The sequence below is a fragment of the Hyphomonas atlantica corrig. genome (genome assembly GCF_000682715.1).
Taxonomy (GTDB): Bacteria; Pseudomonadota; Alphaproteobacteria; order Caulobacterales; family Hyphomonadaceae; genus Hyphomonas; species Hyphomonas atlantica.
In genome coordinates this window covers 332,983-356,944 of record NZ_AWFH01000001.1, presented here as the reverse complement: position 1 = coordinate 356,944, position 23,962 = coordinate 332,983, and the positions used below count along the sequence as shown (strand labels likewise).

Here is a 23,962-nt window from a genome sequence, read left to right as displayed (position 1 = left end):
ACAAGGTCAGCAAGCCATGAGTTCAAAAGCCGCCACACCGATTGCCATTGTAGGCATGGGCGCGATCTTCCCAGGGCGCGGGGATGTGACCGGGTTCTGGCGTGATGTGTTCGAGGGACGCGACTTGCTGTCGGATGTGCCGTCCACGCATTGGCTGACCGAAGACTATTATGACAGTGATCCGAGGACGAAGGACAAGACTTATGGCAGGCGGGGCGGGTTCATTGATCCTGTCGCTTTCGATCCGCTGACCTTCGGTATCCCTCCAAAGGCGATGGAGGGGACGGATACAGCACAGTTGCTGGCGCTGGTCGCGGCATATGCGACGCTTCAGGATATTGAGCGTGATAGCGAGGGTCGGATCGACAAATCTCGTACGAGCGTAGTCTTGGGTGTAGCGTCTGCTACCGAGTTGACGGCGCATATGGCAGGTCGTCTCCAACGGCCGGTCTGGGTCAATGCCATGCGCGAAGCCGGACTGCCGGAAAGTGAAGTCACTGCGCTCGCCGAGCGGATCGAAAGCCACTATGTCGAATGGCAGGAAGCGACATTTCCGGGACTGCTCGGAAACGTCGTAGCCGGACGGATTGCCAACAGGTTTGATCTTGGCGGCAGCAACATGGTCACCGACGCGGCATGTGCCTCAAGTCTTTCTGCACTGAGCATCGCGTTGCATGAACTGCGCTCGGGCGACAGCGACACGGTGCTGACTGGTGGCGTCGACGCGCTCAATGACATCCTGATGTATATGTGCTTTTCAAAAACGCCGGCCTTGTCGCCAACAGGTGACTGCCGGCCGTTCTCGAACGAAGCCGATGGCACCATGCTTGGTGAAGGGATCGGCATGCTGGCGCTGCGCCGCCTCGAAGATGCGGAACGCGATGGCAACACGATCCATGCGGTGATCCGGGGACTTGGCGGTGGATCAGATGGTAAAGGCACAGCCATTTATGCGCCGGTGCCAGAAGGGCAGGCGCGCGCCTTGAGGCGTGCCTATGAGCAAGCGGGGTACGGCCCGGAGGCCGTAGACCTGGTTGAAGGGCATGGCACCGGGACGAAAGCCGGTGACAAGGCTGAGCTGGATGGACTGCATCTGGTTTTCGGTGAGGTTGAGTCTGAAGCGCCTTGGTGTGCGCTTGGGTCCATCAAGTCCCAGATCGGACATACGAAGGCCGCCGCCGGCGCCGCCAGTCTTGTCAAAGTCGTGAATGCGCTCAGTCGTAAAATCCTTCCGCCTACAATCAAGATCGAAGAACCTGCGGAAGTCATCAAGGATAGCCCAGCCTTCTACCTGAACACCGAGGCTCGCCCCTGGATTGCGCCCAAAAAGCGCCCGCGCCGCGCGTCTGTCAGTTCATTCGGATTTGGCGGAAGCAATTTCCATGTGACGCTGGAGGAGTATATCGGCAAGACAGCGGCGAAGCCTTATCGGGTGATGCCAGCAGAGCTGTTTCTGTTCAGTGAGGATTCGGGCAATGCGCTTGCCTCCGCGATTGAGGCTACCCCTGGTCAGCTAGACGAAGCCGGGCTGGCGTACGCCGCATCGCAAACGCACGCTGCCTTCAGGGCCGACGCTCCGGCGCGCGCAGCAATCATTGCTGAGTCTCTGGCGGATCTGAAGTCAAAAACAGAAAGCCTGTCCCAGCAGATCAGGGCTGGCGAGATCGGTGTCCGTCCGTTCAAGGCTGATTGCGTTGCCTCGCTGGACGCGCCGTTGACTGGCAAAACTGCTTTCATGTTTTCTGGCCAGGGTAGTCAGTATGTCGGCATGGGTTCTGATCTGGCGATGGCCTTCCCTTTGGCGCGTGAAGCATGGGACAGGGCGGCTGGTCACAAACATACCGGCAGGTTGCGGTTGGATCGACTGTCCTTTCCACCTGCCGCCTTTGATCAAGTAGACTTCGGCGCTCAAACGCAGACTCTGACAGAGATGCAGCATGCCCAGCCCGCCATCGCGGCGGTCGCGCTCTCGCAATTGGGGCTGCTATCGCAGCTCGACCTCAAAGCAGACATGGCCGCCGGGCACAGTTTCGGGGAAATCATGGCGTTGCACCTTGGCGGCGTAATGAATGCTGACACTGCGCTGACAGTTGCGGCGGAGCGCGGCGCCCTGATGGCGAAGGCAGCTGGCAACACCAAGGGCGCGATGCTTGCGGTTCAGACGGATGCAGAAACGATCAAACCCGTACTGCAAAAAGTGGGGCAGGGCTTGGTGCTCGCCAATGATAATGGTCCGGACCAAGTCGTCCTCTCAGGTGCGCAGGAGGCAGTTGATGCGGCCAAGGCGGAATGCGACGCGCGAGGCCTTAAGGCGCGGATGCTTCCGGTGGCCACCGCCTTCCATTCCGAGATTGTCGCAGAGGCGGTGCCGCCTTTTGAAAAGCTGCTTGCTAAGCAGAAGCTCCGCGCGCCGAAACTTGATGTTTATGCGAATGCCACCGCCCGGAAGTATGATGCGAAAGTCGCCGAATTGCCGGCATTCATCGCCGACCAGCTGATCCAGCCGGTGCGTTTCCGTGAGCAGGTTGAGGCCATGTACGCGGACGGAGCAAGGGTTTTCGTCGAAGTCGGTCCAGGCGGCGTCGTGACAGGTCTCGTCGGTCATACATTGGGTGATCGGCCTCATCTCGCCATTTCGCTGGACCACAAGCGGCGCAATGGGGTGAACCAGTTCCTGCTCGCGATTGCTACGTTGGGCGTAGCAGGAATCGAGCTCGACTATCCGGCGCTGTTTGCTGAACTTCCGCCACAACCGCCCAATCCAGCTCCGTCCAAGCATGCAGTGAAGATCACTGGCGGCAATTACAACAAGCCGTATCCGCCGGCCAAAGGCGCTGAGGGGCGCGCGACACCGAACCCCGAAAAGCCAGCGATGCCCACGAAATCCACCATGGCGGAATCATCCGCTCCTCCTTCGGTCCGGGCTGGTGTTTCACCACGTCCGGCTGCTCAAGACCTTCCAGAACAGACAGGCGCTTTCATGACCCAAGATCCGTCAGCACCGAGCCCGTATTTCGCTTCGGTACAAAGTTCCGCACTTGCAGCACCCGCTTCGACCACTGAGCGTATCATGCAGGAAGTTTCCCAACGCCACGCAGATTATATGTCAGCCATGTCGACGGCGCATTCGGCATTTCTGAATGTCGCGGTTCAACTTGCCGGACAAACGCCGAGCGAGCCGGCAAAGCCAGCCGCGTTGCCCGCGCCTGCTCCAGCACCGAAGCCGGCGCCCGTTGCTGCGCCATCTCCTGTCGTTCAGTCGCAAGCCAATGGGGCCTATCATGAGGACGCGCCCGAGCCAGCACCTGAACCCGGACCGGTTCCAGAAAGTGCTCCGGCGCCGAAACCTGCCAGTCCTGCGCCCGTGGCAGCGCCTGCAGTCACGCAGCCGGTACTGGGGGCAGATTCGGTTGGCCTGGTCCGCGCGATAATTGCAGAGAAGACGGGGTATCCGGAGGATATGCTTGAACCGGACATGGATCTGGAGGGCGAACTCGGCGTCGACTCGATCAAGCAGGTGGAGATTCTTTCTACGCTGAGAGAGCGCATGCCGGACCTCCCGGAAATCGACCCTGAGCAGCTTGTTGAATTGCGCACGATTTCGGCAATTGCTGAAATGATTGATGCATCCGGCACGGGAGCGGCGGCCCCAGCTGCGGCGACTGTGAGTGTGTCGGAGCCGGAAAGGGGCGCGGCCAATGGCGGCATTTCCGCCGATACAGTCCGGGCATTGATTGCGGAGAAGACCGGCTATCCGGAAGACATGCTGGAAGATGACATGGACCTTGAGGGCGAGCTTGGGGTCGATTCGATCAAACAGGTGGAAATCTTGTCCGCGCTGCGCGATCAGCACCCGGAATTGCCGGAAGTCGATCCAGAGGTTCTTGCCGACTTGCGCACGATCCGGGCGATCGCTGATTTTTTTGGGTAGGGGGCGGCGGAGCGCCAGTTGCGCTCTCCCGTCCCGGCCCTCAGGCCGGTTCGGTTCCGGACTATGAAAGTTCAGTACGTGTCGTTTCACTCGGCGCATCACAGCCCTTCAGCAGGGTTATCGATATCGCTGCGCAGGGGCCGTTCGCAGTATCGGGTGCGGCGCCGGAGCTTGCATATGCCCTTGTCGAGTTCCTGCAGTCGCAAGGTGCGCAGTCTGGGATTTTGGGCGAGGCATCTGATGACTTTCGCACTGTCATCCTCACGGAAGGGCATTCAGGTCTTCCTGTCACGGAACGGCATTGGCAGGCCTTGAATCTGTGTCGGCAGTTTCATGACCGCGGTGTTCGGATAATCATGTTGGAGCCGTCTTCTGAGGCGGCTGCTGATCAATTGTGTGGGCTGCCTGGACTGTCGCGAACTTTGCGTCAGGAATGGCCGAACCATGATGTGGTGACGTGGAGTTTGCCCGCTGGCGAACGCGTAACTGGGTGGGCCGAATTGGTAACGACCGCTCTGGGTACCGATTTGTCTGACGCGGTTTTGACACGGCAGGGAGCGGCCATTCAAGCAATTAACCAAGCACCTCGATTGAGCCGAGCCGTCGTCGAAGCGTCAAATGTCTGGTTCGTTCCAGGCGGTGCGCGCGGCGTAACCGCGGCGTGTGTGAAAGAGCTCGCTCGCAGACAGTCCGGCTCAGTGTTTGTGCTCGCGGGCCGCTCAGACATTGTCTCGTGGCCAGAAGGGATGGACGTTACAAGCGACATGAAACAGTTGCGCGGGGCGCTGATTTCGGTCGCTCGCGCGAGCGGTCAGACGCCATCGCTTCCGGACGTCGATCGACAGGCGAAAGCTCTGCTGGCGGGTCAGGAGATTCGAGAGACGCTGGACGATATTTCGATGTCCGGCGCGCAAGCAGTGTATTTACGCACCGACATGTCAGATCGTGCGAGTATCCAGTCCGCCATTGCGAAAGTCTCACAACAGTATGGCTCCATTACAGGGCTCGTCCACGGGGCAGGGGTGCTGTCGGATGGGCTGGCTCTCAAGAAATCCCGCGAAGATGTCGCGTATGTTTTCGGGCCGAAGGTTGAAGGCTTGGCCATGTTGCTAGAGGCTATCGATCTATCACAGCTCCGCCATGTGGGCCTTTTCTCGTCCGCATCGGCCGTATTCGGAAATGTCGGACAGAGTGACTACGCTATGGCGAATGCCTGGTTGGGCGCGATGGCGAGAAAGCTCTCTGCCGATTTGCCTGACGCCATTGTGAAGAGCTTTTGCTGGGGGCCTTGGGCTGGCGGCATGGTCGACTCGTCTCTCGCAGGTCATTTTGCTTCGCGCGGTATTTCCCTGATCGGCCTGGAAGATGGCGCACGTATCTTCGCTGATCAAATTCTACAGGGTGAACGAAGTGAAGTTGAGCTTCTGATCGGGGATGAGTGGGCAGGATGAGTAGGTCAGACCAGTTCGAACCGATCGCAATCGTCGGACAGGGGTGTGTTTTGCCAGGCGCAATGAGCCCGGCAGAGCTCGGCGATATCGTGTTCAACAAGCGCATCGTGTACGAGCCAGTATCGGCCAAACATCTGGGATTGTCTGAGTCGGAAGCGCTCTCCCGCGCTTATGTGTCGGGAACCATTGACGGGTTCGAAGCTGCCCTCCGTTCAGATAGCGCCTCCGAGTCCTGGCAGACAGCCGCACTTGCTGATCCGGTTTGTGGGTGGACCTTGCGCGCTGCGCTGGACGCATGGTCTGACGCGCGCACACCAAAAGTTCGCAAGGGGAAGGGCGGCGTGTTCGTCGCGAACCTGTCCTATCCGTCTATGGCGCACACGGAACATGCAGCCGAATTCTGGGCCGGGCAGAAGGCCGACAATCCGCGAGCGACGTTGAACGCGTCCCTTCCGCCACACCTGATTGCCGATGTTCTGGGATTGTCAGGTCCGGCCTTTTCCCTTGATGCGGCTTGTGCCTCCTCGCTTTATGCGCTGGAGATCGCCTGCCGCAGGTTGCAGTCGGGAGCGATAGACTGCGCGCTCGTAGCGGGCGTGAACGCAGCGGACAATCTTATCCTGCATATCGGGTTCGAAGCTTTGAAAGCGCTCAGTCCGACCGGGCAATCCCGTCCATTTGTGAGGGGGGCGGACGGGCTTGTGCCCTCTGAGGGGGCGGTGGCAGTTGTCTTGAAGCGTTTATCTGACGTTCGCAAGAAAGACCGGGTTCATGGCGTGATCCGCGGCATTGGTCTGTCCAATGATGGCCGACGCAAAGGGTTGCTGGCACCTTCTGGTGATGGTCAGCGAGAAGCAATGCGGCGCGCCTATGACATGGCTGGACTGGACCCGGCCAGTGTGTCCTATCTGGAGTGCCATGCGACCGGGACACCGACGGGTGATGGTGTCGAAGTGCAGGCATCCACCGAAATGTTCGCCGACAATGAGACTCTCGCCATTGGTTCATTGAAGGCAAATACCGGGCATCTGATCACGGCGGCTGGGCTGGCCAGTCTTCTGAAGCTGACCGAAGCTTTCAAACGTGAGAGCTTGCCGCCAACGCCGGTCGCCGGGGACTTGATCGGACCAGTTCAGGAGGGCGGACTCACCGTCGTCCAGAATGCCGCGCCTTGGAAAATGAAAGGCGGTGTCCGCCGAGCTGCGATCAGCAATTTCGGATTTGGGGGCAATAATGCCCATTTGATCCTGGATCAGTATGATCCAAATGCGAAACAAAGAGAGCCGATCGATCCCGTATCCGTACGTCCACAAGTGGTGATTTGCGGCACCGGTCTCATGGCCGGAACTGATCGCGGTGCGGACGCCGTGACGCGCAGGATCATGAATTCTCCGTTGAAACCCGTCGGGCCTTGCCGGAAGATTGGCGCGGACCCCAGAGCTGCTCGCACACCCCCAATGGATTTGCTTGAGGCCGAGCCGCAACAGCTGGCGATATTGGATGTCGTTGAAGAGGCACTGTCCTCGGTAACACCTGTCGATCCTCAGCGCGTCGGCATCTTCACAGCAATCGGGTGCGCGTCGGACTCTGCGCGTTGGTTGCTGAGAGAGCGTCTGTCTGCGCTCACAGCCTTGCGCTCGGATTCTGATGCGCTGGTGCAAGCCGAGGCCGCTGTGGCGCCGCCATTACAAGCCTCAACAGTGCTGGGGGCGATGGCGAACATGACGGCCAATCGCATTACCTACGCTCACGATTTTCATGGTATGGGGTTCTCGGTGTCGGCGGAAGCGGCATCCGGCCTTGCCGCGCTTGATCTCGCCCTTGAGGCGCTCGGCAGCGGGCGGCTGGATTTGGTGATTGTTGCGGCGGCAGACTTCGCGGCGGAGCCGGTCAGAGCATCAGTTTTGGCTGAACTTGGAGTCACGGTCCAGCCGGGTGACCAGGCTGCTGCGCTAGTGCTCAAGCGTGCGGATGACGCAGCGTCTGCCAAGGATCACAATTTTGGATCGTTAGAGTTCGTTGACTGGACCAGAACACAAACCTCTACTGAAAGCGTCTTGGACGAAGTGTTTGGAGTCGCTCCGTGTGCATCTGTCGTGTTCGATCTGGCGCTAAACGCGCAATTGGCCGCGCGCGGCCAATTGCTGACGGCTGGCGGGGCAATTCCCGATCTGCGAAGTTCGCCAGAGGCCTTGGAAATTGTAGCACGCTCGACGCCTGCGAATTGTACAGGCGCGCTCTCCTTCTGCCCTGCAGACGCCAGGCCTGTGCCGGATGCCTTGCGACCGACGCCATATTTGTATTGGGCTGCCGGAAAGGACAAGGCAACGCTCGCGAGTCGAATTGCATCGGGGAAGGCGGGGGGCAGAGGGAAATGCCGCATCGCAATTCTCGCGCCGACAGAAGACGCGCTTCGGGAGCGGCAGAAATCCGTACAAAAACAGTTGGAGCAGGATGAAATTCCCGAGGGGGAGGGCATTCAGTTTGGTGAGGGCAAGCCCGAAGGTGAGCTGGCTTTCATGTTTACTGGATCGGCCGCCGTCTATCCGCGTATGGGGCGCGGCTTGCTTTCAGCATTTCCGGAATTGCGTCAGCGCCTGTCAAAACTCGACAAGGCTGAAGAGATTGCACCATTGTTGGCGCGCGCCAGTCTGAGCGAATTTGAACAATTGTGCGCCGGTACCTTGTTGAGCCAGGCACACGCGATCCTCCTGCAGGATATACTCGGCGTTAAAGCGGATGCCGCACTCGGACTGTCGCTTGGCGAAAGCAATGCCCTGTTCGCATTTGGATTCTGGCGAGATCCCGGCGCACTGCTGGACGAGATTTCTGACGCGGCCATGTACGAGCGTCACATCGGAGGAGATTTCGAGACTGCGAAAAAGGCCTGGGGACCGAACGTTCCAGCGGACTGGACGAATTGGCGGGTGCAGGCGCCGGTTGAGGCCGTAAAAGCAGAAGTCACACAACATGACGGTGTCGAGATCACGATCATTTATTCGCGGACCGACTGCATGATTGGTGGCCCGGCCGAAGCCTGCCGACAGGTTTGCGCAGCATTGGGGCCCGGCAGTGGCGCGAAGATGCATCAGCACCTCATCGTCCATGCCAAGGCGATGCAACCATTCGCAGAAACCTGGCGGCGTCTGCACACGCGCAAGCTACATAAAGGGAAAGACGTTCGTCTCTATGCCAACGCCATCAATGCAGCCTATGAGCCCACAAGCGAACTGGCAGCAGACATGCTTACCCGGCAGGCCGTCGATACGGTAAACTTTCCCCCCACAGTCGAGCGAGCATGGAAGGATGGTGTGCGAACATTCGTCGAGCTTGGCCCACGAGACACACTGACATCGGCTCTGGCGAACATTCTTGAAGGCAAGCAGTTCAAGGCTGTCGCCACAGACCGGATCGAATCTGCTGACCTGTCCCAGATTGCGGAGTTGGCGGCATTCCTGTTCGCAGACGGGCGCGCCATCAAGATGAAGCCAGTCGCGGAGGCACTGGACGCAGCGAGGCGCAATGCGTCAAGGCGGCCCGAAGCTTGGCCACTCACTCGGCCGGTCCCCTACGCGCCGCCAATCGTTCCCCCGCTTGCATCATCCTTCAGGATGCCCGCAGCACCTGCGCTCTCTGATATTGTCTACCCTCCATCAAGTCCCGCTGCGACGATGGATGAGCCAGTTCACTTTGCGCCGCCTCCGTCGGACCGGCGATTACCGCCGCCCCGCAAGGTGATTGCGGGTACAGAGCCTTTGCTGCCGCGTACGCCGGTGGGACCAAACTGGGATTATCCGGAGATTGAGAAATCTGCTCGCGAGAAAATGTCGGAGTTTTTTGGTAAAAGCTTCAGGAAGCAGGATACGTACGACCGCCAAGTTCGGCTGCCAGCGCCGCCTTTGCTGCTTGTGGATCGGATTACCGGAATCGACGCTGAAGCAGGGGTGGAGAGCACCGGTGTCATCTGGACCGAAACGGATCTGACTGGGGACCAGTGGTTCATCCATGACGGTCGCATCAGGCCGGGGCCGCTGATTGAAAGTGGCCAGGCGGATTTGACCTTGATTGGCTGGATGGGGGCAGACTTCAAGAACCAGAATGACCGTGTCTACCGCCTGCTTGGGTGTGAAATCACATTCCATGACGGAGGCCTGCCGGAGCCTGGCGAAACGCTACGCTTCCAGATCGAGATAACGGGTCACGCCACATTGGCTGGCGTGCGGATGTTCTTCTTCCAATACGATTGTTTGGCGGGTGATCGTCGCGTCTTCTCGGTGCGCAATGGACAGGCTGGTTTCTTCAGTGATGACGAACTTGCGTCCGGAAAAGGCGTCATGTGGGATGCCACAAAGGACGCGCCACCAACCGCTCAGCCTGCAGAGTTCAAGGCGGAGGGCGCCAGCCGCAAGCGCGCTTTCACTGCCGAAGATATCGCAGCCTATCGGGCTGGTGATGCATGGGCCTGCTTCGGTGATGGGTTCGAACTGGCAGCAGCCCGCTCTCGTCCGCATCGCTTGCCTGATGATCGTCTTGCCTTGTTCGATGATGTGGAGATGTTCGATCCACATGGAGGCCCATGGGGCAGGGGGTATCTCAAGGCTCGCGCGCATGTGCCGAAGGACGCCTGGTTCTACAACGGTCATTTCCACAATGATCCCTGCATGCCGGGGACCCTGATGGCAGAGGCGGCTGTTCAGACGCTGGAGTTCTACGCAGCGGCGGCGGGCCTGCTAACCGAACGGGATGGCTATGTCTTTGAGCCAATGCCAGGGCATATGGCGAAGTTCGTGTGCCGGGGACAGGTCATTCCGGATGCAGATCATGACGTGACTTATGAAGTGTTCATCGATGAGATCGTCGATGGCGAGGCCCCCGAAATCTACGCCTCCTTATTGGCGAGCTCCGATGGCAAGAAGGTCTTCCATTGCCCGCGCTTTGGTCTGCGCTTGCGCAGGGATTGGCCGGTGCCTCGTGTCGCTGAACAACCGATCCGGACAGGCCCTCAGGGCGAGAGTCGTGGAGATCATGCAGCCTTGCTTGATTGCGCCAATGGTGCGCCGTCAGCAGCTTTCGGCGACATGTATGATCGGTTCGACCGGGAAGGTATCGTGCCGCGCCTGCCTCAGGACCCCTATCATATGATGACGCGCGTTCTGGATGTGTCGACGCGTCCGGGAGTTCCGGAAAAAGGCGCGCGGGTTCGTGCGGAATATGACATTCCACCACATGCCTGGTACTTCCACGACAATCGCAATGGTGCCATGCCTTTTGCCGTTCTGTCCGAGATAGCACTGCAGCCTTGCGGTTGGCTGGCCAGCCATTGTGGTTTCGCGCTCTCTGGGGACCTCAAATTCCGAAACCTGGAAGGCGAAGGTGTCCTTCACCGTGAACTGAGACCAGAAGACGGCACATTGGTTGTCGACAGTGAGCTGACTGCTTTCTCCCGTGTCGGACCAATGACGATTGTTACATTTGCCGTGAAGGTAAGCTTGGCCAGCGGTGAGCCTGTACTGGAGTTGACGACCCAGTTTGGTTTCTTCCCGGCTGCCGCACTGGCGCGGCAGGCGGGCCTGTCAGACAAACCTCATTTCCGAGACGCGTTCGAACTACCAGGCCAGAATGTGAAGACGAAGAGGATCGAGAAACGCCTGCCCAGTGGCCAGCTTCGCATGCTTGACCGCGTTGACTATTTTGATGCCGAGGGCGGCGAAGCGGGGCTTGGTCTGATAAGAGGGCGACAGGTGGTTGATCCTCATGCCTGGTATTTCAAGGCGCACTTTTATCAGGATCCAGTTCAGCCAGGCTCACTTGGTCTCGATGCCCTCTCGCAGCTTCTTGCGCGTGCCATCCTGCTCAAGGGAATGGATCAGGGGATGAGCAGTCCGCATTTCGAAACCATAGCCACCGGCGCACCCTTCAAATGGAGCTATAGAGGTCAGGTAACGCCCGATAAGAAAGAGGTCGTAACCGTAATGGAAATCACCTCGATTGAAGAGCGGGGAAACGGATATCTGGTTACGGCTCGTGGCAGTCTGTGGCGTGATGGGCTTCGGGTGTATGAAGTTGGTCCCTTCAGTCTTGCTCTGGAAGACCGGGTCTAGTCTGTGGCGGTCGCCAAACTGACCATGAGATGATCATGATGAGTGCAGCTTACGCTGAAGACTCCGTGTCCGGTCGAAATGAGAGCGTGTGGTTCTGCTCCTGTCAGGAACGCATTCGGAAGACTCAGGCTGCGCGCGCCCATACGAAATCCTTCGCCGACGGCTTTCATCACAGCTTCTTTTGCGGTCCATAGACGATAGAAGGCGGGGAGCGCATCAGCTCCTAGCCTGGACAGAAATGCCGTTTCCTCCGACGTACACACCATGTTCTGCATAGACGTCCAGTCGACGGGACGCATATGCTCGATATCGATCCCCAAGGCATTTTGCCGCGACACTGCCACGGCCGACCAGCCAGCGGTCCTTGAAATCGAAATGTGCATGCCGGGTGAGGATGAAAGGGCAGGGGCACCCTTGCTATCGTGCGTCACGTCTACTTGGGAGGCGGATTTTCCCGTCAGATCCGCCAATTCCCGCTTTACGGCGATCAGCGAGCGTTCAAGATCGCGGCGCTTTCCCGCATCTTTGAGCATGGCAAGCCGTTGGATATCCACCGTGTTCAGCGTGCTGGAGTGTACGTCAACATCCGCATGATCCATGATCCGAACAATCGTGTGATCCGGCACATGAGCGTCAAGATGGAAAGCGAATGGGTTGATGGAAACCATGTAGAACCAGCTGCAAGCCTTGTGCCTGTGACTTTTGGAACGGTAAGAAGACGCGATTGTGCAGCGAAGAATATGCACAAGCCACTTATTTCCGCTAGAAGGCGCACTCGTTCCAATCCGCCGCCCTCAAGTGAATTCCGCCATGCCTTTGAATTATACTTTCTCCATCGCGCCGATGATGGACTGGACGGACAGACATTGCCGCATGTTTCATCGGTGCTTGTCGAAGCGTGCGCTGCTCTGGTCAGAAATGGTGACCGCAGATGCGGTAATTCATGGTGATCGGGAGCGCTTGATTGGCTACTCGGAGGCAGAGCACCCGATCGTCCTGCAGCTCGGGGGGAATGAACCCGTCAAGCTCGCCGAGGCCGCTGCGATTGCAGAACAGTTCGGCTATGACGAGGTGAACATAAACTGCGGATGTCCATCAGACCGGGTTCAGTCTGGGGCATTCGGTGCATGCCTGATGGCTCGGCCGCAGGAAGTCGCCGATTGTGTAAGCGCGATGCGGGCTCGCGTGTCCATTCCAGTCACAGTGAAATGTCGCATCGCGATTGACGATCTGCCAGCGGAAGAAACCCTGTTTGGCTTCGTTGAAACCGTAAGCGCCGCAGGGTGTGATGTGTTTACGGTGCATGCGCGCAAAGCCTGGCTGAAAGGGCTCAGCCCGAAAGAGAACCGGGATATTCCGCCGCTCGACTACGGACTTGTCGCGCGGCTGAAGGCTGCCCGGCCCGACCTGACCATTGTTCTGAACGGCGGCATCACGACCCTTGAAGATTGCCTAGAGCATCTGGATACGTTCGATGGTGTTATGCTGGGGCGCGCGGCCTATCAGACGCCCGCCTTGCTCGGAGAGATCGACGCAGCCCTGTTTGGCGAAGGGGCAGCGGTATCGCCTTTCGAGGCAATCGAAGCATATCGGCCTTACATGGCGGAACGCCTGGCAGAAGGTATGGGACTGCATGGCATGACGCGGCACATGCTTGGTCTGTTCAATGGCCGCCCCGGTGCGCGTCAGTGGCGTCGTACCCTGTCTGAAAAAGCGGTGCGAAAGGGCGCGGGCCTTGAGGTTCTGGACGAAGCGCTCAGCGCTGTGATGCACGACGCCTGATGTAAAGGCGTTTCAACTTTTCGGAATTTCGTTCTTTATTTGTTCGCGGAGTTCTGTTAACCATTTCACCCAGGTTGAAGGGGTTTGGACATGGTTTGCAGGGTCACGACATTTGCGTTTGAAGGTGTTGAGGCGCAACCCGTCGACGTGCAGGTGCAAATGACGGGCGGGCAACCCGCATTTCATATTGTCGGACTTCCGGACAAGGCTGTTGGCGAAAGCCGCGAACGTGTCAGGGCTGCTTTCGCGTCTCTTGGCCTCGCATTGCCACCAAAGCGTGTGATTGTGAACCTTGCGCCTGCGGACTTGCCCAAGGAAGGCAGCCATTACGATCTGGCAATTGCGTTGGCAATTCTCGCCATGATGGGCGTGGTCCCGCCAGATCAGCTCGAATCCTATGCAGCGATCGGCGAGTTGTCTCTCGACGGCTCATTGGGGGAGACATTAGGTGTGTTGCCTGCGGCTATGGCAGCAGAGGCAATGGATCTCCAGCTAATCTGCCCACAGATTTGTGGCGCAGAGGCGGCTTGGGCGGGCGGCAGCGTTGTCGGGGCAACTGGCCTCATCGCATTGATCAATCACTTTACGGGCCGCGCAGTAATTTCCCCGCCTCAGCCGGGGGAGCTTGCCATACCGCCTGCGGGGCCAGACCTGTGGGATGTCAAAGGCCAGGAGGGTGCCAAGCGCGCGCTCGAAATTGCCGCTGCCGGCGGGCATAATCTCCTGTTCTGCGGGCCGCCGGGCTCAGGTAAATCCATGTTGGCGCAGCGCTTGCCGGGGATATTGCCTCCACTGTCTGCTCGGGAATTGCTGGAAGTCTCCCAGATACAATCCATAGCCGGATTGCTGGAACGAGGGCGACTGTCGCGTCGTCGGCCCTTTCGGGCACCACACCATTCTGCGTCAATGGCGGCGCTGGTCGGCGGCGGCATAAAGGCCCGGCCGGGTGAAGTGTCATTGGCGCATCATGGCGTCTTGTTCCTGGACGAGTTGCCGGAATTCACGGCCACTGTTCTCGACAGTCTCCGTCAACCTTTGGAGGCGGGCGAAGCCGTCGTGTCGCGTGCCAACCGGCATGTGCGCTATCCAGCCCGGTTTCAACTGATCGCCGCCATGAATCCCTGTCGTTGCGGGGGAGGACCGGGCGCGGCCGCATGCAGGCGCGGCCCGCGTTGTGCACAGCAATATCAGGCGCGATTGTCCGGCCCGTTTCTTGACCGGATTGACCTTTACTACGACACGCCACCCGTGACAGCGGTGGACTTGGCTTTGCCGCCGCCCGCAGAAGGCTCTGCGGAAGTGAGGGAGCGCGTTGCCCGGGCGCGCGATATTCAGACCGAGCGATTGGCGCATATGGCAAGCGATACGTGCCGACCTGTAAACGCTGACACGCCGCTGCCGGAGTTGGAGAAATCGGCTGCCCCCGATGAGGCGGGTGCGGCCTTGTTGTCAGATGCAGCCGCCAGGCTTCAATTGACGGCACGGGGCTATAGCCGCGTCCTCAAGGTGGCGCGCACGATTGCTGATCTGGAAGGATCAGAAGGCGTCCGCCGTATCCACATCGCGGAGGCGTTATCCTATCGGCATCGCCCGGCTGGAGGGCCGGAAGCATCAACAATTCCGGCGCAGGACGGGCTCGTCGGTTAAACGAATGCTAAAGGCTTTGCCTTATGGGGAGGGGCATGACGGACGCATCAAAATCCCCCGAACAGGTCGGTAAGCCGGAAGACACATTCCTCGCTACGGCCAGCCACGAGATACGCACGCCGCTGAACGGCATTCTCGGAACTGTATCCTTGCTCCTGGAAACGGAGCTTGCGCCAGCCCAAAGAGAGTATGCTGAAGCTATCCGTATGAGCGGCGCGCGGCTTCTCGATCTTCTCAACAATGTGCTTGATTATGCCCGTCTGGATGCGTCAGCGGTTGATCTGGAAGTCGAAAATTTCTGCCCCGTCCGCCTTGGCCGCGAAGTGATTGAGCTGCTCAGTCCTCGCGCCCACGCCGCCGGACTTGATCTTGCTGTCAGGGCGAATCCTCTGCCGATGCCGACATATTCCGGGGATGCCGGTCGTATACGGCAGATCCTGTTCAATCTGGTGGGGAATGCTCTGAAATTCACCCAGCAAGGGGCGGTTCTGCTGGATGTGATCGCCCTTGAAGAGGGGTTGAAATTCCGGATCATTGATACCGGCCCGGGCATTGCCGAAGCAGATCGCAAGAACTTGTTCAGCGCGTTCACGCAGTCCACCACGCGCGATGCGTTCAATGATGGCGGCGTCGGCCTGGGGCTCGCCATTGTCAAACGATTGACAGATTTGCTTGGAGGCAAGGTCGAGATTTCGGGCGCGCCAGGACTGGGCACGTCTTTTGATGTGTTTCTGCCGCTTGCCAAAGCAGACATGGCGCCAACCCATGATCTTCCGAAACTGGAAATGACTGTCGGACTGGTTGGGTTGCCTGCTGCCTCGACCCTCGCCGCCGCGGCCGCGCTGCACGGGGCGTCCGTGCGAACTGTCTTGATCAATCCGTCCAATCCCGATGTCCCAGCCAATGTCGATGTATTGCTCATCGGTGCAGACTTGCGCGAAATGCTTGTCCGCAGTTTTGCGAGTCAGAAGCCATCTCTGGTCGTTTTGCGACCGGAGGATCGCGGCGCAATTGATCGCTTCCGTAGTCTCGGATGTGCCGGTTGGCTGGTTCGCCCGCTTCGCGCGTCATCAATTGCGGAGCGCGTCTTTGTCGTGAGGTCGGGAGAGCTGGCGCCGGACGAGCCGGAACAGAAAACCGGCGCAGGTCATGTTCTGATTGCAGATGACAATCCGGTAAACGCCTTGATCGCACGTCGTGCCTTGGAATCGGCCGGTTTTAGCGTCACTGTGGCCTCCACCGGAAGCGAAGCCGTGGAGACTGTCGCCCAGATGACCCCTGACCTCGTCCTGATGGATTTGCGCATGCCTGTTATGGATGGCTTTGAAGCCATGCGGCGTATCCGCGAGCACGGCGGTCGCATGCCCATCATTGCAGTGTCCGCCGAAATGAACCCGAATATTGAACGCGAAGCCAAGGCGGTCGGCGCAGACGGGGTTGCTGCCAAGCCATTGGATGCTGAAGCCTTGCGGACACTTGCCATCAACTGGACGATCGGCGCCGCCCGGCGCGAAGGCGCCGCATGAGCGATACATCGGCGCCAACGCCGCCCGCGGTGAAAGAGCCCTCACGCGCTGTTCGCGCCTTCAAGGCGTTGAAGGATCGCCGTATGGCGGCGATGCTGATCCTCTCATTCGCGGCAAGTATTCCCTATGGCGCGGTTGTCGGGGTTCTCTCCGCCTGGCTGACGCAGGAAGGAATCGATACGGACACAATCGGCGTTCTGGCGCTGGTCTCGCTCGGCTATTCGTTCAAGTATTTGTGGGCCCCCATGTTTGGCCGTGCCCGGAATGTACCTTTCTTGCGTATTGGGGGGCGGCGATCCTGGCTGGTCCTGTGCCAGTCGGTGATAGCGCTGCTCCTGATCGTTCTGGCCTTCAGCAATCCGCCCGAGAACATAGGCCTCGTCGCGCTGATCTGTTTCGTGATCACCATAATTGGGCCGACGCACGATTTGATCCTCGATGCGTGGCGGATCGAGGTGGCGCGATCCGAAGAAGACAAGGATCTGATGTCGGCGCTGTATCAGTTCGGTTACAAATCAGGCGGATTCATATCCGGTTTCCTCGCCCTGTTGGTCGCTGCGCGCGTTGGATGGACCGTTTCCTACGTCATGATGGCGGTCTTCATTGCCTTCACTGTCCTGGGCAGTCTGCTTGCGCCGGAGCCGGAATCTTCTTCAAAGCCAGATACGAGCCGGATGAGCTTCCTGCCGTCACTGCGAAGGAGAGTGACGCTGCCTGCCGTCGTCGTCGTATCGCTCAGTTGGGTGGTCGGCTTCACCTTGATCGGTATCTTTGTGGTGAGAAAGCTGGCGCTTGGCGCTGATATTTCATCACGTGTTTTCGTGTCAGAGCAGGGGCCTATCATTGTCTTGCTGACGGTTGTGCTACCGGCCGTTGTGGCGGCGCTGCTTGTGTTCACGCAGAAGGCCGTCGCAACCGAAGCGCCGCTATTTGTTGCGGGGCAGACACGTGGTGACAAGCTGCTCTCCACCCTGTTTCGGGCGATCTTTGATCCGTTGATGGAACTGATTTCCCGGCTCGGCTGGTGGACAATTCTCGTGCTGGCTCTTGCGCTGACCTACCGGTTCACGGATGCTGTCTGGGGATCGTTCGCCTATCCCTTCTATCTGCGCACTGATCTCGATGCCCTCGGCCACACGCTGGACGATGTTGCGATTGCCTCGAAATTTTTCGGGGTCGTCGCCACAATTCTCGGGTCGCTGATTGGCGCGACATTGATCGCTGTGCTGGGGCGGATGCCTGTCTTTTTCGTTGGCGGCATCGTCGCGGCGGTTACCAATCTGCTGTACGCAGACCTTGCCGCTGGCGCGGCGGCGGTTGATGGCTTCCTCGCGTTCACGCATCTCGATGCGCCGCTGATTGCTTTTGCCGAATGGGCCGCGAAATTGCAGCCGGAGGAGGTGATGATCGCGTCAGACCAAGGCCAGCGCATGGCGCGCCTGATGGTGACGATCTTTGCTGAAAACATCGCGGGCGGGTTCGCGCTTGTGGCGATGACGGCATACCTAACGTCCGTGGTGAACCCGCGTTTCGCTGCGGTTCAATATGCCCTGCTGGCGTCCCTGACGATGCTGATCGGCACGCTCGGGCGGCCATGGCTTGGCGAAATGATCGAGCAGAACGGCTTTTATGACGTGTTCATCATCACCTTCTGGCTAGGGGGTGTTGCGGTTGCGCTGAGTGCCCTAGAATGGGCCCGTCAGGCCTATCTGAAACGGTAGGACATTGCCCCGCTTTTTTGAGGCGGATCCGAACCAGGAGATTTGTGATGCGGTCAGCTGTTTTCGCGGTCATTTTGCCGATCCTTGCTACAGGGTGCGCTACGTATTCTGAGCCATCGTCTCATCTGAGCGGCGCAGCTGAAGCGCAGGAGGCCGCCGCAATAACTGCCGTGCTGCAGGCGCAGGACGAGGCCTGGAATCGCGGGGATATCCGGGCATTCATGGCGGGCTATTGGCAGTCGCCGAACTTGCGCTTCGCTTCAGGTGGCAACGTCGCGCGGGGATGGGATGCGACGCTGGAGCGATACGAAAAGCGGTATGACACGCCCGAAAAGATGGGCCAATTGATCACCTCGGACTATGAGATCGAACTGCTTTCCCCTGATGCGGCCATCGCGCATGGCCGCTGGATGCTGGAGGTAGATGGCGACAACCCGTCCGGTCTCTACACGCTGGTCATGCGCAAGATCGCTGATGAATGGGTCATCGTGTCGGACACGACAACGTCAGCCGACTAGGCGCGATCCACATCCGATGACTTGGCATGCCGGGCAGTTGCGGGCAGAACGCCTTGTGGCCTATCGACCGGAGGGGAACGGCACAGACCATGAAACGCGCAACGCTCGATTTCGACACGCATAATTCTGCTCTGGAAGCCATGGTTGAGAAGCCGTGGTTCCGACATTCGATCATCGCATTGATTATCATCAATGCTGTGATCCTGGGTATCCTTACCTATCGCGCGAGCCTGCCGTCCGGTCTGGTACGGTCGCTGGATGTCATCGACCAGTCCATCACATACATATTTGCGGTCGAAATCCTGTTGAAGCTGATCGTCTATCGGATGCAGTTCTTCAAGCGTGGTTGGAACTGGTTCGATTTCATCGTGATCGGCGTATCGCTGGTGCCAGGCAGTGCCGCATTTGGTGTGCTGCGGGCACTCCGTGTGCTGCGCGTGTTGCGTCTCCTGCACATTGTCCCAATGATGCGCCGGATTACGGAAGCGCTGATGAAGGCGCTTCCGGGTATGGGCGCGATTTTCGCCGTGCTTGCACTGATCACGTATGTCGCCGCAGTCATGGCTACCAACATGTTCGGCAATACGGACAATGAGGAAGTCACGGAGCTGTTCGGAGATTTGCCGCGCTCTGCCTATTCGCTGTTCCAGGTCATGACGATGGATGGTTGGCGTTTCGAAGTGGTTCAGAAAGTTATTGACGATGGCAATCCATACGCCTGGCTTTTCTTCCTGATCTTCATCTTCATTGCCAGCTTCGCCATCCTGAACCTCTTCATCGCGCTCATCGTGGACTCGCTGGCAGCAGAGCAGCAGGCCATCATTGAAGAGGGACTCGACGAGATCGAGGAGGAGCTGGAAGGCGAGCTGATGACGGCGGAGAAGGGGCGTGTTGCCGTATTGAGCGCGATCCAGGATATGCGGTCAGAGATTGCCGCGTTGCGGGCAGTCGTCGAGTCTCAAAGGAAGTAGTCGACCGTAGTAAAAGGCCCGCCAGAAGAGTTTCAGGCGGGCCAGATTTCTAGCGCTTCAGTACAGACCTAGCTGCTCGGCAGCAGTACTTTGTCGATGACGTGGATCACACCATTAGACGCCATGACATCTGCTTTCACGACGGTCGCGTCGTTCACCATCACACCATTTGTGCCGTCAATCGCGACTTCACCATTCAGCGTGTCGACGGTGAGTGTCTGTCCGGCGAGCTGATCTGACGTTACTTTGCTGCCGGCGATAACGTGCAGCTTCAGGATCCCGGCGAGTTGGTCCTTGTTTTCCGGCAGCAGCAGAGTTTCGACCGTGCCGTCAGGCAGTGCAGCGAAGGCCTCGTCGGTTGGCGCAAAAACGGTTAGCGGGCCATCACCTTTCAGGGCGTCAACCAGGCCGGCAGCGGTGGCGGCCGCCAGAAGCGTCTCGAACTGTCCAGCTTCTGCTGCGGTGTCGACAATGTCCATCTTGGTCCATTCGCCTTTGACCAATTCGGCTTCAACCTGATGGGCAGTCTTTTGCTTCGTATATTGGCAGGTTTCGGCAAATGCAGGAGCTGCGGTCAGGGCAAGGGCGGCGGAAAGCGCGATGAGGTGTTTCATAACTGGGGGTCCAACATATGAATTGGCGGGTGGAACCATATCCACCTGCGCCCCTCTGTACGAGCCACCTGCGTGCGGGATCAGAATCTAAAAAATTATTCATGATTGAAATTGTGAGCAGTACTTCACGTAACTGTCAGCATGCCGCTCTCCCAAATCTGGAAAAATGGGGTATAGATTTGCGGGAAATGTCTTTGTGGACCAGACTGCTTGAAGGCGGACGTCGCCTGTTCGACCCGGATCACTCCGACGGCGATTCCGCCGATGGGGGCGATTTCGCCTGCGCGCCAGATCCGAACGATGTCGGCTTCACAGCGGCGGTTGTTGGCCTTGGCGCCAAGCTGGCCGTCGCGGATGGCAATGTGTCTGACGAAGAGATCATGACGTTTTCGCGGGTGTTCCGCGCTGCGCCGGAAGATGCCGACAGCGTGCGTCGCGTATTCAACATCGCCCGCCAGACGGTTCGCGGCTATGAAGGGTATGCCCGCAAGATTGGCCGTCGTTATCACGACCGTCCTTGCCTGTTGGAAGGCGTGCTGGACGGTCTGTTTCAGATTGCCGGGGCAGACGGCGTTGTTACGGCCGATGAACTCGATTATTTGCGCACGGTTTCCGAGGCGTTTGGGTTCACTGAGCAAACATTCCGCCGCATCAAGGCCAGTCATCTGGGGCCAGACGGGGACGATCCCTATCACATTCTTGGCGTCGCGCATGATGCAGACTTTTCCGCCATTCGCGCAGCATATCGTCAATTGATGGCGGACAATCACCCTGACCGCGTTGTGCAGATGGGCGCGCCACGGGAATTCGAAGATGCAGCCCACGCCAAGGCTGCGTCGATCACGGCGGCCTATGCCCAGATCCGCACGGAACGCGGCCTGCTCATCCGGCCCGATTGAGGCAATTGCGTGATTTCACATGGTATCGGCATTGCATTCCATTGACGGAACGCAACGCTGACGCCATGTTTGTTGTTCAGACGAGAGAATGATGACCCACACCGCTTCCAGTTCCGCCCGTTTTCAGCTTGCAGGTGCCGTATCAGGTGCAATCAGCCTGGCGGCGCAATTGTGCATTGGGTTATTGCTCGTCTTGTTCGCCGGAATGCTGGCGCTGATGACCGCAATTGCGGGCGTTCTGCTTGCGGCGGCGGCTTTGGTCATGCGGTTTGCTGGTCGTAGGGGTGTACGCCGCACGGCGCCCCAGCGCCCAGATGAACAGCCCATGACACTTGATGCCCGGCGTACGCCGCGCGGCTGGACGGTCGAGTAGGCGCGATATTTTCCGACAATTGAGTTACGAAGCGCTGCAATACTGTTGCAAGGGATGGCGCATACGTTCCACTTGACGCGGACTCGCTACAAATGTAGCGTTCTCGTGTCAGTGTTAGCGAGGTGCCCATGTCACAGCCAAATCCTTCTGAACTCAATGTCCTGAAACACCTCTGGGCGCATGGCCGGCAGAGTGCACGCGAAGTGCATGATGCCGTTGGGCCGGGGCAGGGGTGGAAGCCGTCAACCACCCGGACCGTGATTGCCCGTATGGAAGAGAAAGGCTGGGTCACACGGCAGGATGTTCACGGAATAACCGTGTTCACTGCCGCTATTGACCGCACGGCGACTCTGGGCGGGCTTGTTCGCCATCTTGCGCGACAGGTTCTGGATATGGACGGCCCACTGCCAGCGGCGCTTTTTGCTGAAAGTCCTCATCTCTCTGACGCGGAACTGGACGAGCTTGACGCCATCATCAATGCAGCTGAGGGCGAACAGGAGGACAAGGCATGAGCGTGCTCGGACTTGTTTGCCTGACCTTTGTCTGGAGCGCCGCATTGTGGGTGCTTGCGTCGGCGCTATCATCACTTAACCCGTCGCCCAAAGCTGCGCAGGCTATCTGGCGTGGTGCAGCTGCGCTGATGTTCGCGCCGTTTGTCGCGTCTGCCTTCATGCCGGGGGTTGGTCAGGTCGCGGTTCACGCCCTGCCGGATTTGCCGATGGTTGAGGCGCTGACCATCCTGCCAGCCGCTGAATTTCAGGATGTGACACGCCCAGCATTCCGTATGCCGCACGTTTCGACGCTTGTCGTTTGGGGGCTGGTGGCAGGTTGGTGCGCTCGGGGAGTTTGTTGGGCCGTCGGCCAGTTCCGGCTTCAGCGCTTGAAGCAACGTGCGCGCGCAGTGTTACGCCCCGTGGGTCATTGGGCCGAGGCGGTTGGATTGAGCCAGGCTCCAGACGTGCGCGTCATACCCCACGGCGCCCCGTTCCTTGCGGGAATACTCCGCCCCGTGATCTACATTCCGGCTGCCCTGATTTCGAAAAGCCACACGCCGCAGATCATCGTGCATGAAATGGTGCATCTGAGGCGAGGTGATTTGCTGACCCGCCCCTTCGACCGGGTCGTGGCAGACATCTTCTGGTTCTCACCTTTTGCCTGGGCCATGCGCGAGCGGCTTGATTACTGGCGCGAAGCCATCGTGGACGAGGAGACTGCCGACCTTACCGGGGACCGTATCGCCTATGCCCGAGCACTCACTCAAGTCGCCCGCCATGCCCGGCCTCCCATGACCCTGCCCGTTGCAGCATTCATTCTCAAAAAGGAAGGAACTCTGAAAATGCGCCTGACACAATTATTGGCGGAGACGGATCATCGGCCGAAACGCCTCGGACTGGCGGTTGCGGCAGCGCTCGCACTGGCTGCGCCACTCGCATTGGCGCAGGGCTCCCTCATCCGTGGCGCAGCCGCGCTGCCCGCAGCCACTGTCAATTACACGCACCCCATTCTCGAAAAGGCCAAGCTGACCAGCGCTTTTGGGATGCGCACACATCCGATCACAGGCGAAGAGAAACTGCATCGTGGGATTGATCTGGCCGAAGAGGCAGGCAAGCCAATCTATGCGCCGACGTCCGCAATTGTCACGCGCGCCGAGATGACCAAGGGGTATGGCAATCTGGTCGAGATCACCGCTGGCAACACGATCCTTCGCTTTGGTCAGTTGCAGGACATCAAGGTTGCCGTTGGTCAAACCGTATCAGGCGGAACGATTATCGGAACCTTGGGCCAATCCGGTCAGGCAACCGGCCCGCACCTGCATCTGGAAGTCTGGCGCGATGGCTCGGTTGTTGATCCGATGGCGGAAGAAGGGCTGGAACCGGCGAAAAGTCTTTTCATAACGGCAAATTCTGGTGCAAGGCTGCCGGCACCGGCGGCTGCGCCCAAAGCTCCAAAGGCACCCGCCGCGCCACAGCCTGCTGCGGCACTAGAAGCGCCGGAGGGGTGTGAGGCAGACAAGGTCTGGTTTACTCAGCGCGATATGTCTCCCGAATGGCGCGAGCGTGCAGAAGCCGCCAAGCTTGCGAACAAGTCGGCCTGGTTGAATCTGGACGCCGGATGGGTGCCGACCACGGTCAAGCATCCCGCGCCGTCCTATCCTGTCGATGCCGCCAAGCAGCATCTGAGTGGTACATGTCTCGTCATGTTCGATCTCGGAGTCGACGGTCTGCCAAAGAACAAGATCGCCGAATGCTCAGATCCGGCATTCAACACCGAAGCCGTCAAACTGAACGGCGCCGTGTTTGAGCCCGTGAAGAATGAGGCCGGCAAGGCGGTTGAAGTGAAAGGCGTGACCTATCCGCTGGAATTCTGCATCGGATAAATTGGTGGAACTTTCCTGGCGCGCGGCGCGTCTGGTTTCGAGAAGAGACTT

General features: G+C 59.0%; 15 protein-coding genes. 13 read left to right on the top strand and 2 right to left on the bottom strand.

The genetic code is table 11. The features are described from left to right. Positions 1 to 16 precede the first annotated feature (16 nt). The 3 genes from HY36_RS01710 (at position 17) to HY36_RS17545 (ending at position 11,483) form a co-directional block, all read left to right on the top strand. A complete protein-coding gene (locus tag HY36_RS01710; protein WP_051602390.1) occupies positions 17 to 3,931 on the top strand; it encodes a type I polyketide synthase in 3,915 nt (1,304 codons plus the stop codon). A 590-nt stretch (positions 3,932 to 4,521) separates the two neighbouring features. Beyond that, on the top strand, positions 4,522 to 5,382 hold the full coding sequence (locus tag HY36_RS01705) for an SDR family NAD(P)-dependent oxidoreductase (protein ID WP_162175929.1): 861 nt from the start codon (positions 4,522 to 4,524) through the stop codon (positions 5,380 to 5,382). Continuing rightward, positions 5,379 to 11,483 carry a beta-ketoacyl synthase N-terminal-like domain-containing protein gene (locus HY36_RS17545; RefSeq protein ID WP_081805975.1) on the top strand — a complete coding sequence of 2,035 codons (6,105 nt, stop codon included), beginning with the start codon at positions 5,379 to 5,381 and terminating at the stop codon, positions 11,481 to 11,483. Before HY36_RS01705 ends, HY36_RS17545 begins: the two co-directional genes overlap by 4 nt. On the opposite strand, the gene HY36_RS01690 is transcribed toward HY36_RS17545, so the two are convergent. Then, complete coding sequence (locus tag HY36_RS01690; protein ID WP_035547390.1) at positions 11,480 to 12,151, bottom strand: 4'-phosphopantetheinyl transferase family protein; 672 nt, start codon at positions 12,149 to 12,151, stop codon at positions 11,480 to 11,482. The genes HY36_RS17545 and HY36_RS01690 overlap by 4 nt on opposite strands. A 142-nt stretch (positions 12,152 to 12,293) precedes the next feature. Between HY36_RS01690 and dusA the strand changes: the two genes are divergently transcribed. The 6 genes from dusA to HY36_RS01660 all read left to right on the top strand — a co-directional run bounded on the left by dusA (position 12,294) and on the right by HY36_RS01660 (position 19,648). Continuing rightward, a complete protein-coding gene (dusA, locus tag HY36_RS01685) occupies positions 12,294 to 13,265 on the top strand; it encodes a tRNA dihydrouridine(20/20a) synthase DusA (RefSeq protein WP_035547388.1) in 972 nt (323 codons plus the stop codon). A 90-nt stretch (positions 13,266 to 13,355) separates the two neighbouring features. Beyond that, on the top strand, positions 13,356 to 14,912 hold the full coding sequence (locus HY36_RS01680) for a YifB family Mg chelatase-like AAA ATPase (protein WP_035547384.1): 1,557 nt from the start codon (positions 13,356 to 13,358) through the stop codon (positions 14,910 to 14,912). A 35-nt stretch (positions 14,913 to 14,947) separates the two neighbouring features. After that, the gene (locus tag HY36_RS01675; protein WP_035547381.1) at positions 14,948 to 16,438 is read left to right on the top strand and encodes a response regulator; all 1,491 of its coding nucleotides are present in this window, start codon (positions 14,948 to 14,950) and stop codon (positions 16,436 to 16,438) included. After that, entirely contained in the window at positions 16,435 to 18,159 is a 1,725-nt protein-coding gene (locus HY36_RS01670) for an AmpG family muropeptide MFS transporter (protein ID WP_051602388.1), read from the top strand. The genes HY36_RS01675 and HY36_RS01670 overlap by 4 nt, the downstream gene beginning before the upstream one ends. A gap of 47 nt (positions 18,160 to 18,206) precedes the next feature. Beyond that, on the top strand, positions 18,207 to 18,677 hold the full coding sequence (locus HY36_RS01665) for a YybH family protein (RefSeq protein WP_035547379.1): 471 nt from the start codon (positions 18,207 to 18,209) through the stop codon (positions 18,675 to 18,677). Positions 18,678 to 18,766: 89 nt separating this feature from the next. Further along, complete coding sequence (locus HY36_RS01660; protein ID WP_051602387.1) at positions 18,767 to 19,648, top strand: ion transporter; 882 nt, start codon at positions 18,767 to 18,769, stop codon at positions 19,646 to 19,648. A gap of 68 nt (positions 19,649 to 19,716) precedes the next feature. Here the strand turns inward: HY36_RS01660 and HY36_RS01655 are convergent, their stop codons facing one another. After that, positions 19,717 to 20,262 (bottom strand): fasciclin domain-containing protein, encoded by a 546-nt coding sequence (locus tag HY36_RS01655; RefSeq protein WP_035548231.1) that lies wholly within the window; start codon positions 20,260 to 20,262, stop codon positions 19,717 to 19,719. Between the two features lie 188 nt (positions 20,263 to 20,450). Here HY36_RS01655 and HY36_RS01650 point away from each other — a divergent pair, with 188 nt between their 5' ends. The 4 genes from HY36_RS01650 (at position 20,451) to HY36_RS17540 (ending at position 23,911) form a co-directional block, all read left to right on the top strand. Next, positions 20,451 to 21,161 (top strand): molecular chaperone DjiA, encoded by a 711-nt coding sequence (locus HY36_RS01650; RefSeq protein WP_035547377.1) that lies wholly within the window; start codon positions 20,451 to 20,453, stop codon positions 21,159 to 21,161. A gap of 91 nt (positions 21,162 to 21,252) precedes the next feature. Next, the gene (locus HY36_RS01645; RefSeq protein ID WP_162175928.1) at positions 21,253 to 21,534 is read left to right on the top strand and encodes a hypothetical protein; all 282 of its coding nucleotides are present in this window, start codon (positions 21,253 to 21,255) and stop codon (positions 21,532 to 21,534) included. Positions 21,535 to 21,662: 128 nt separating this feature from the next. After that, positions 21,663 to 22,046, top strand: coding sequence for a BlaI/MecI/CopY family transcriptional regulator (locus HY36_RS01640; RefSeq protein WP_035547373.1), 384 nt, complete (start codon positions 21,663 to 21,665; stop codon positions 22,044 to 22,046). Further along, a complete protein-coding gene (locus HY36_RS17540) occupies positions 22,043 to 23,911 on the top strand; it encodes a peptidoglycan DD-metalloendopeptidase family protein (protein WP_051602386.1) in 1,869 nt (622 codons plus the stop codon). The genes HY36_RS01640 and HY36_RS17540 overlap by 4 nt, the downstream gene beginning before the upstream one ends. Positions 23,912 to 23,962 lie beyond the last annotated feature (51 nt).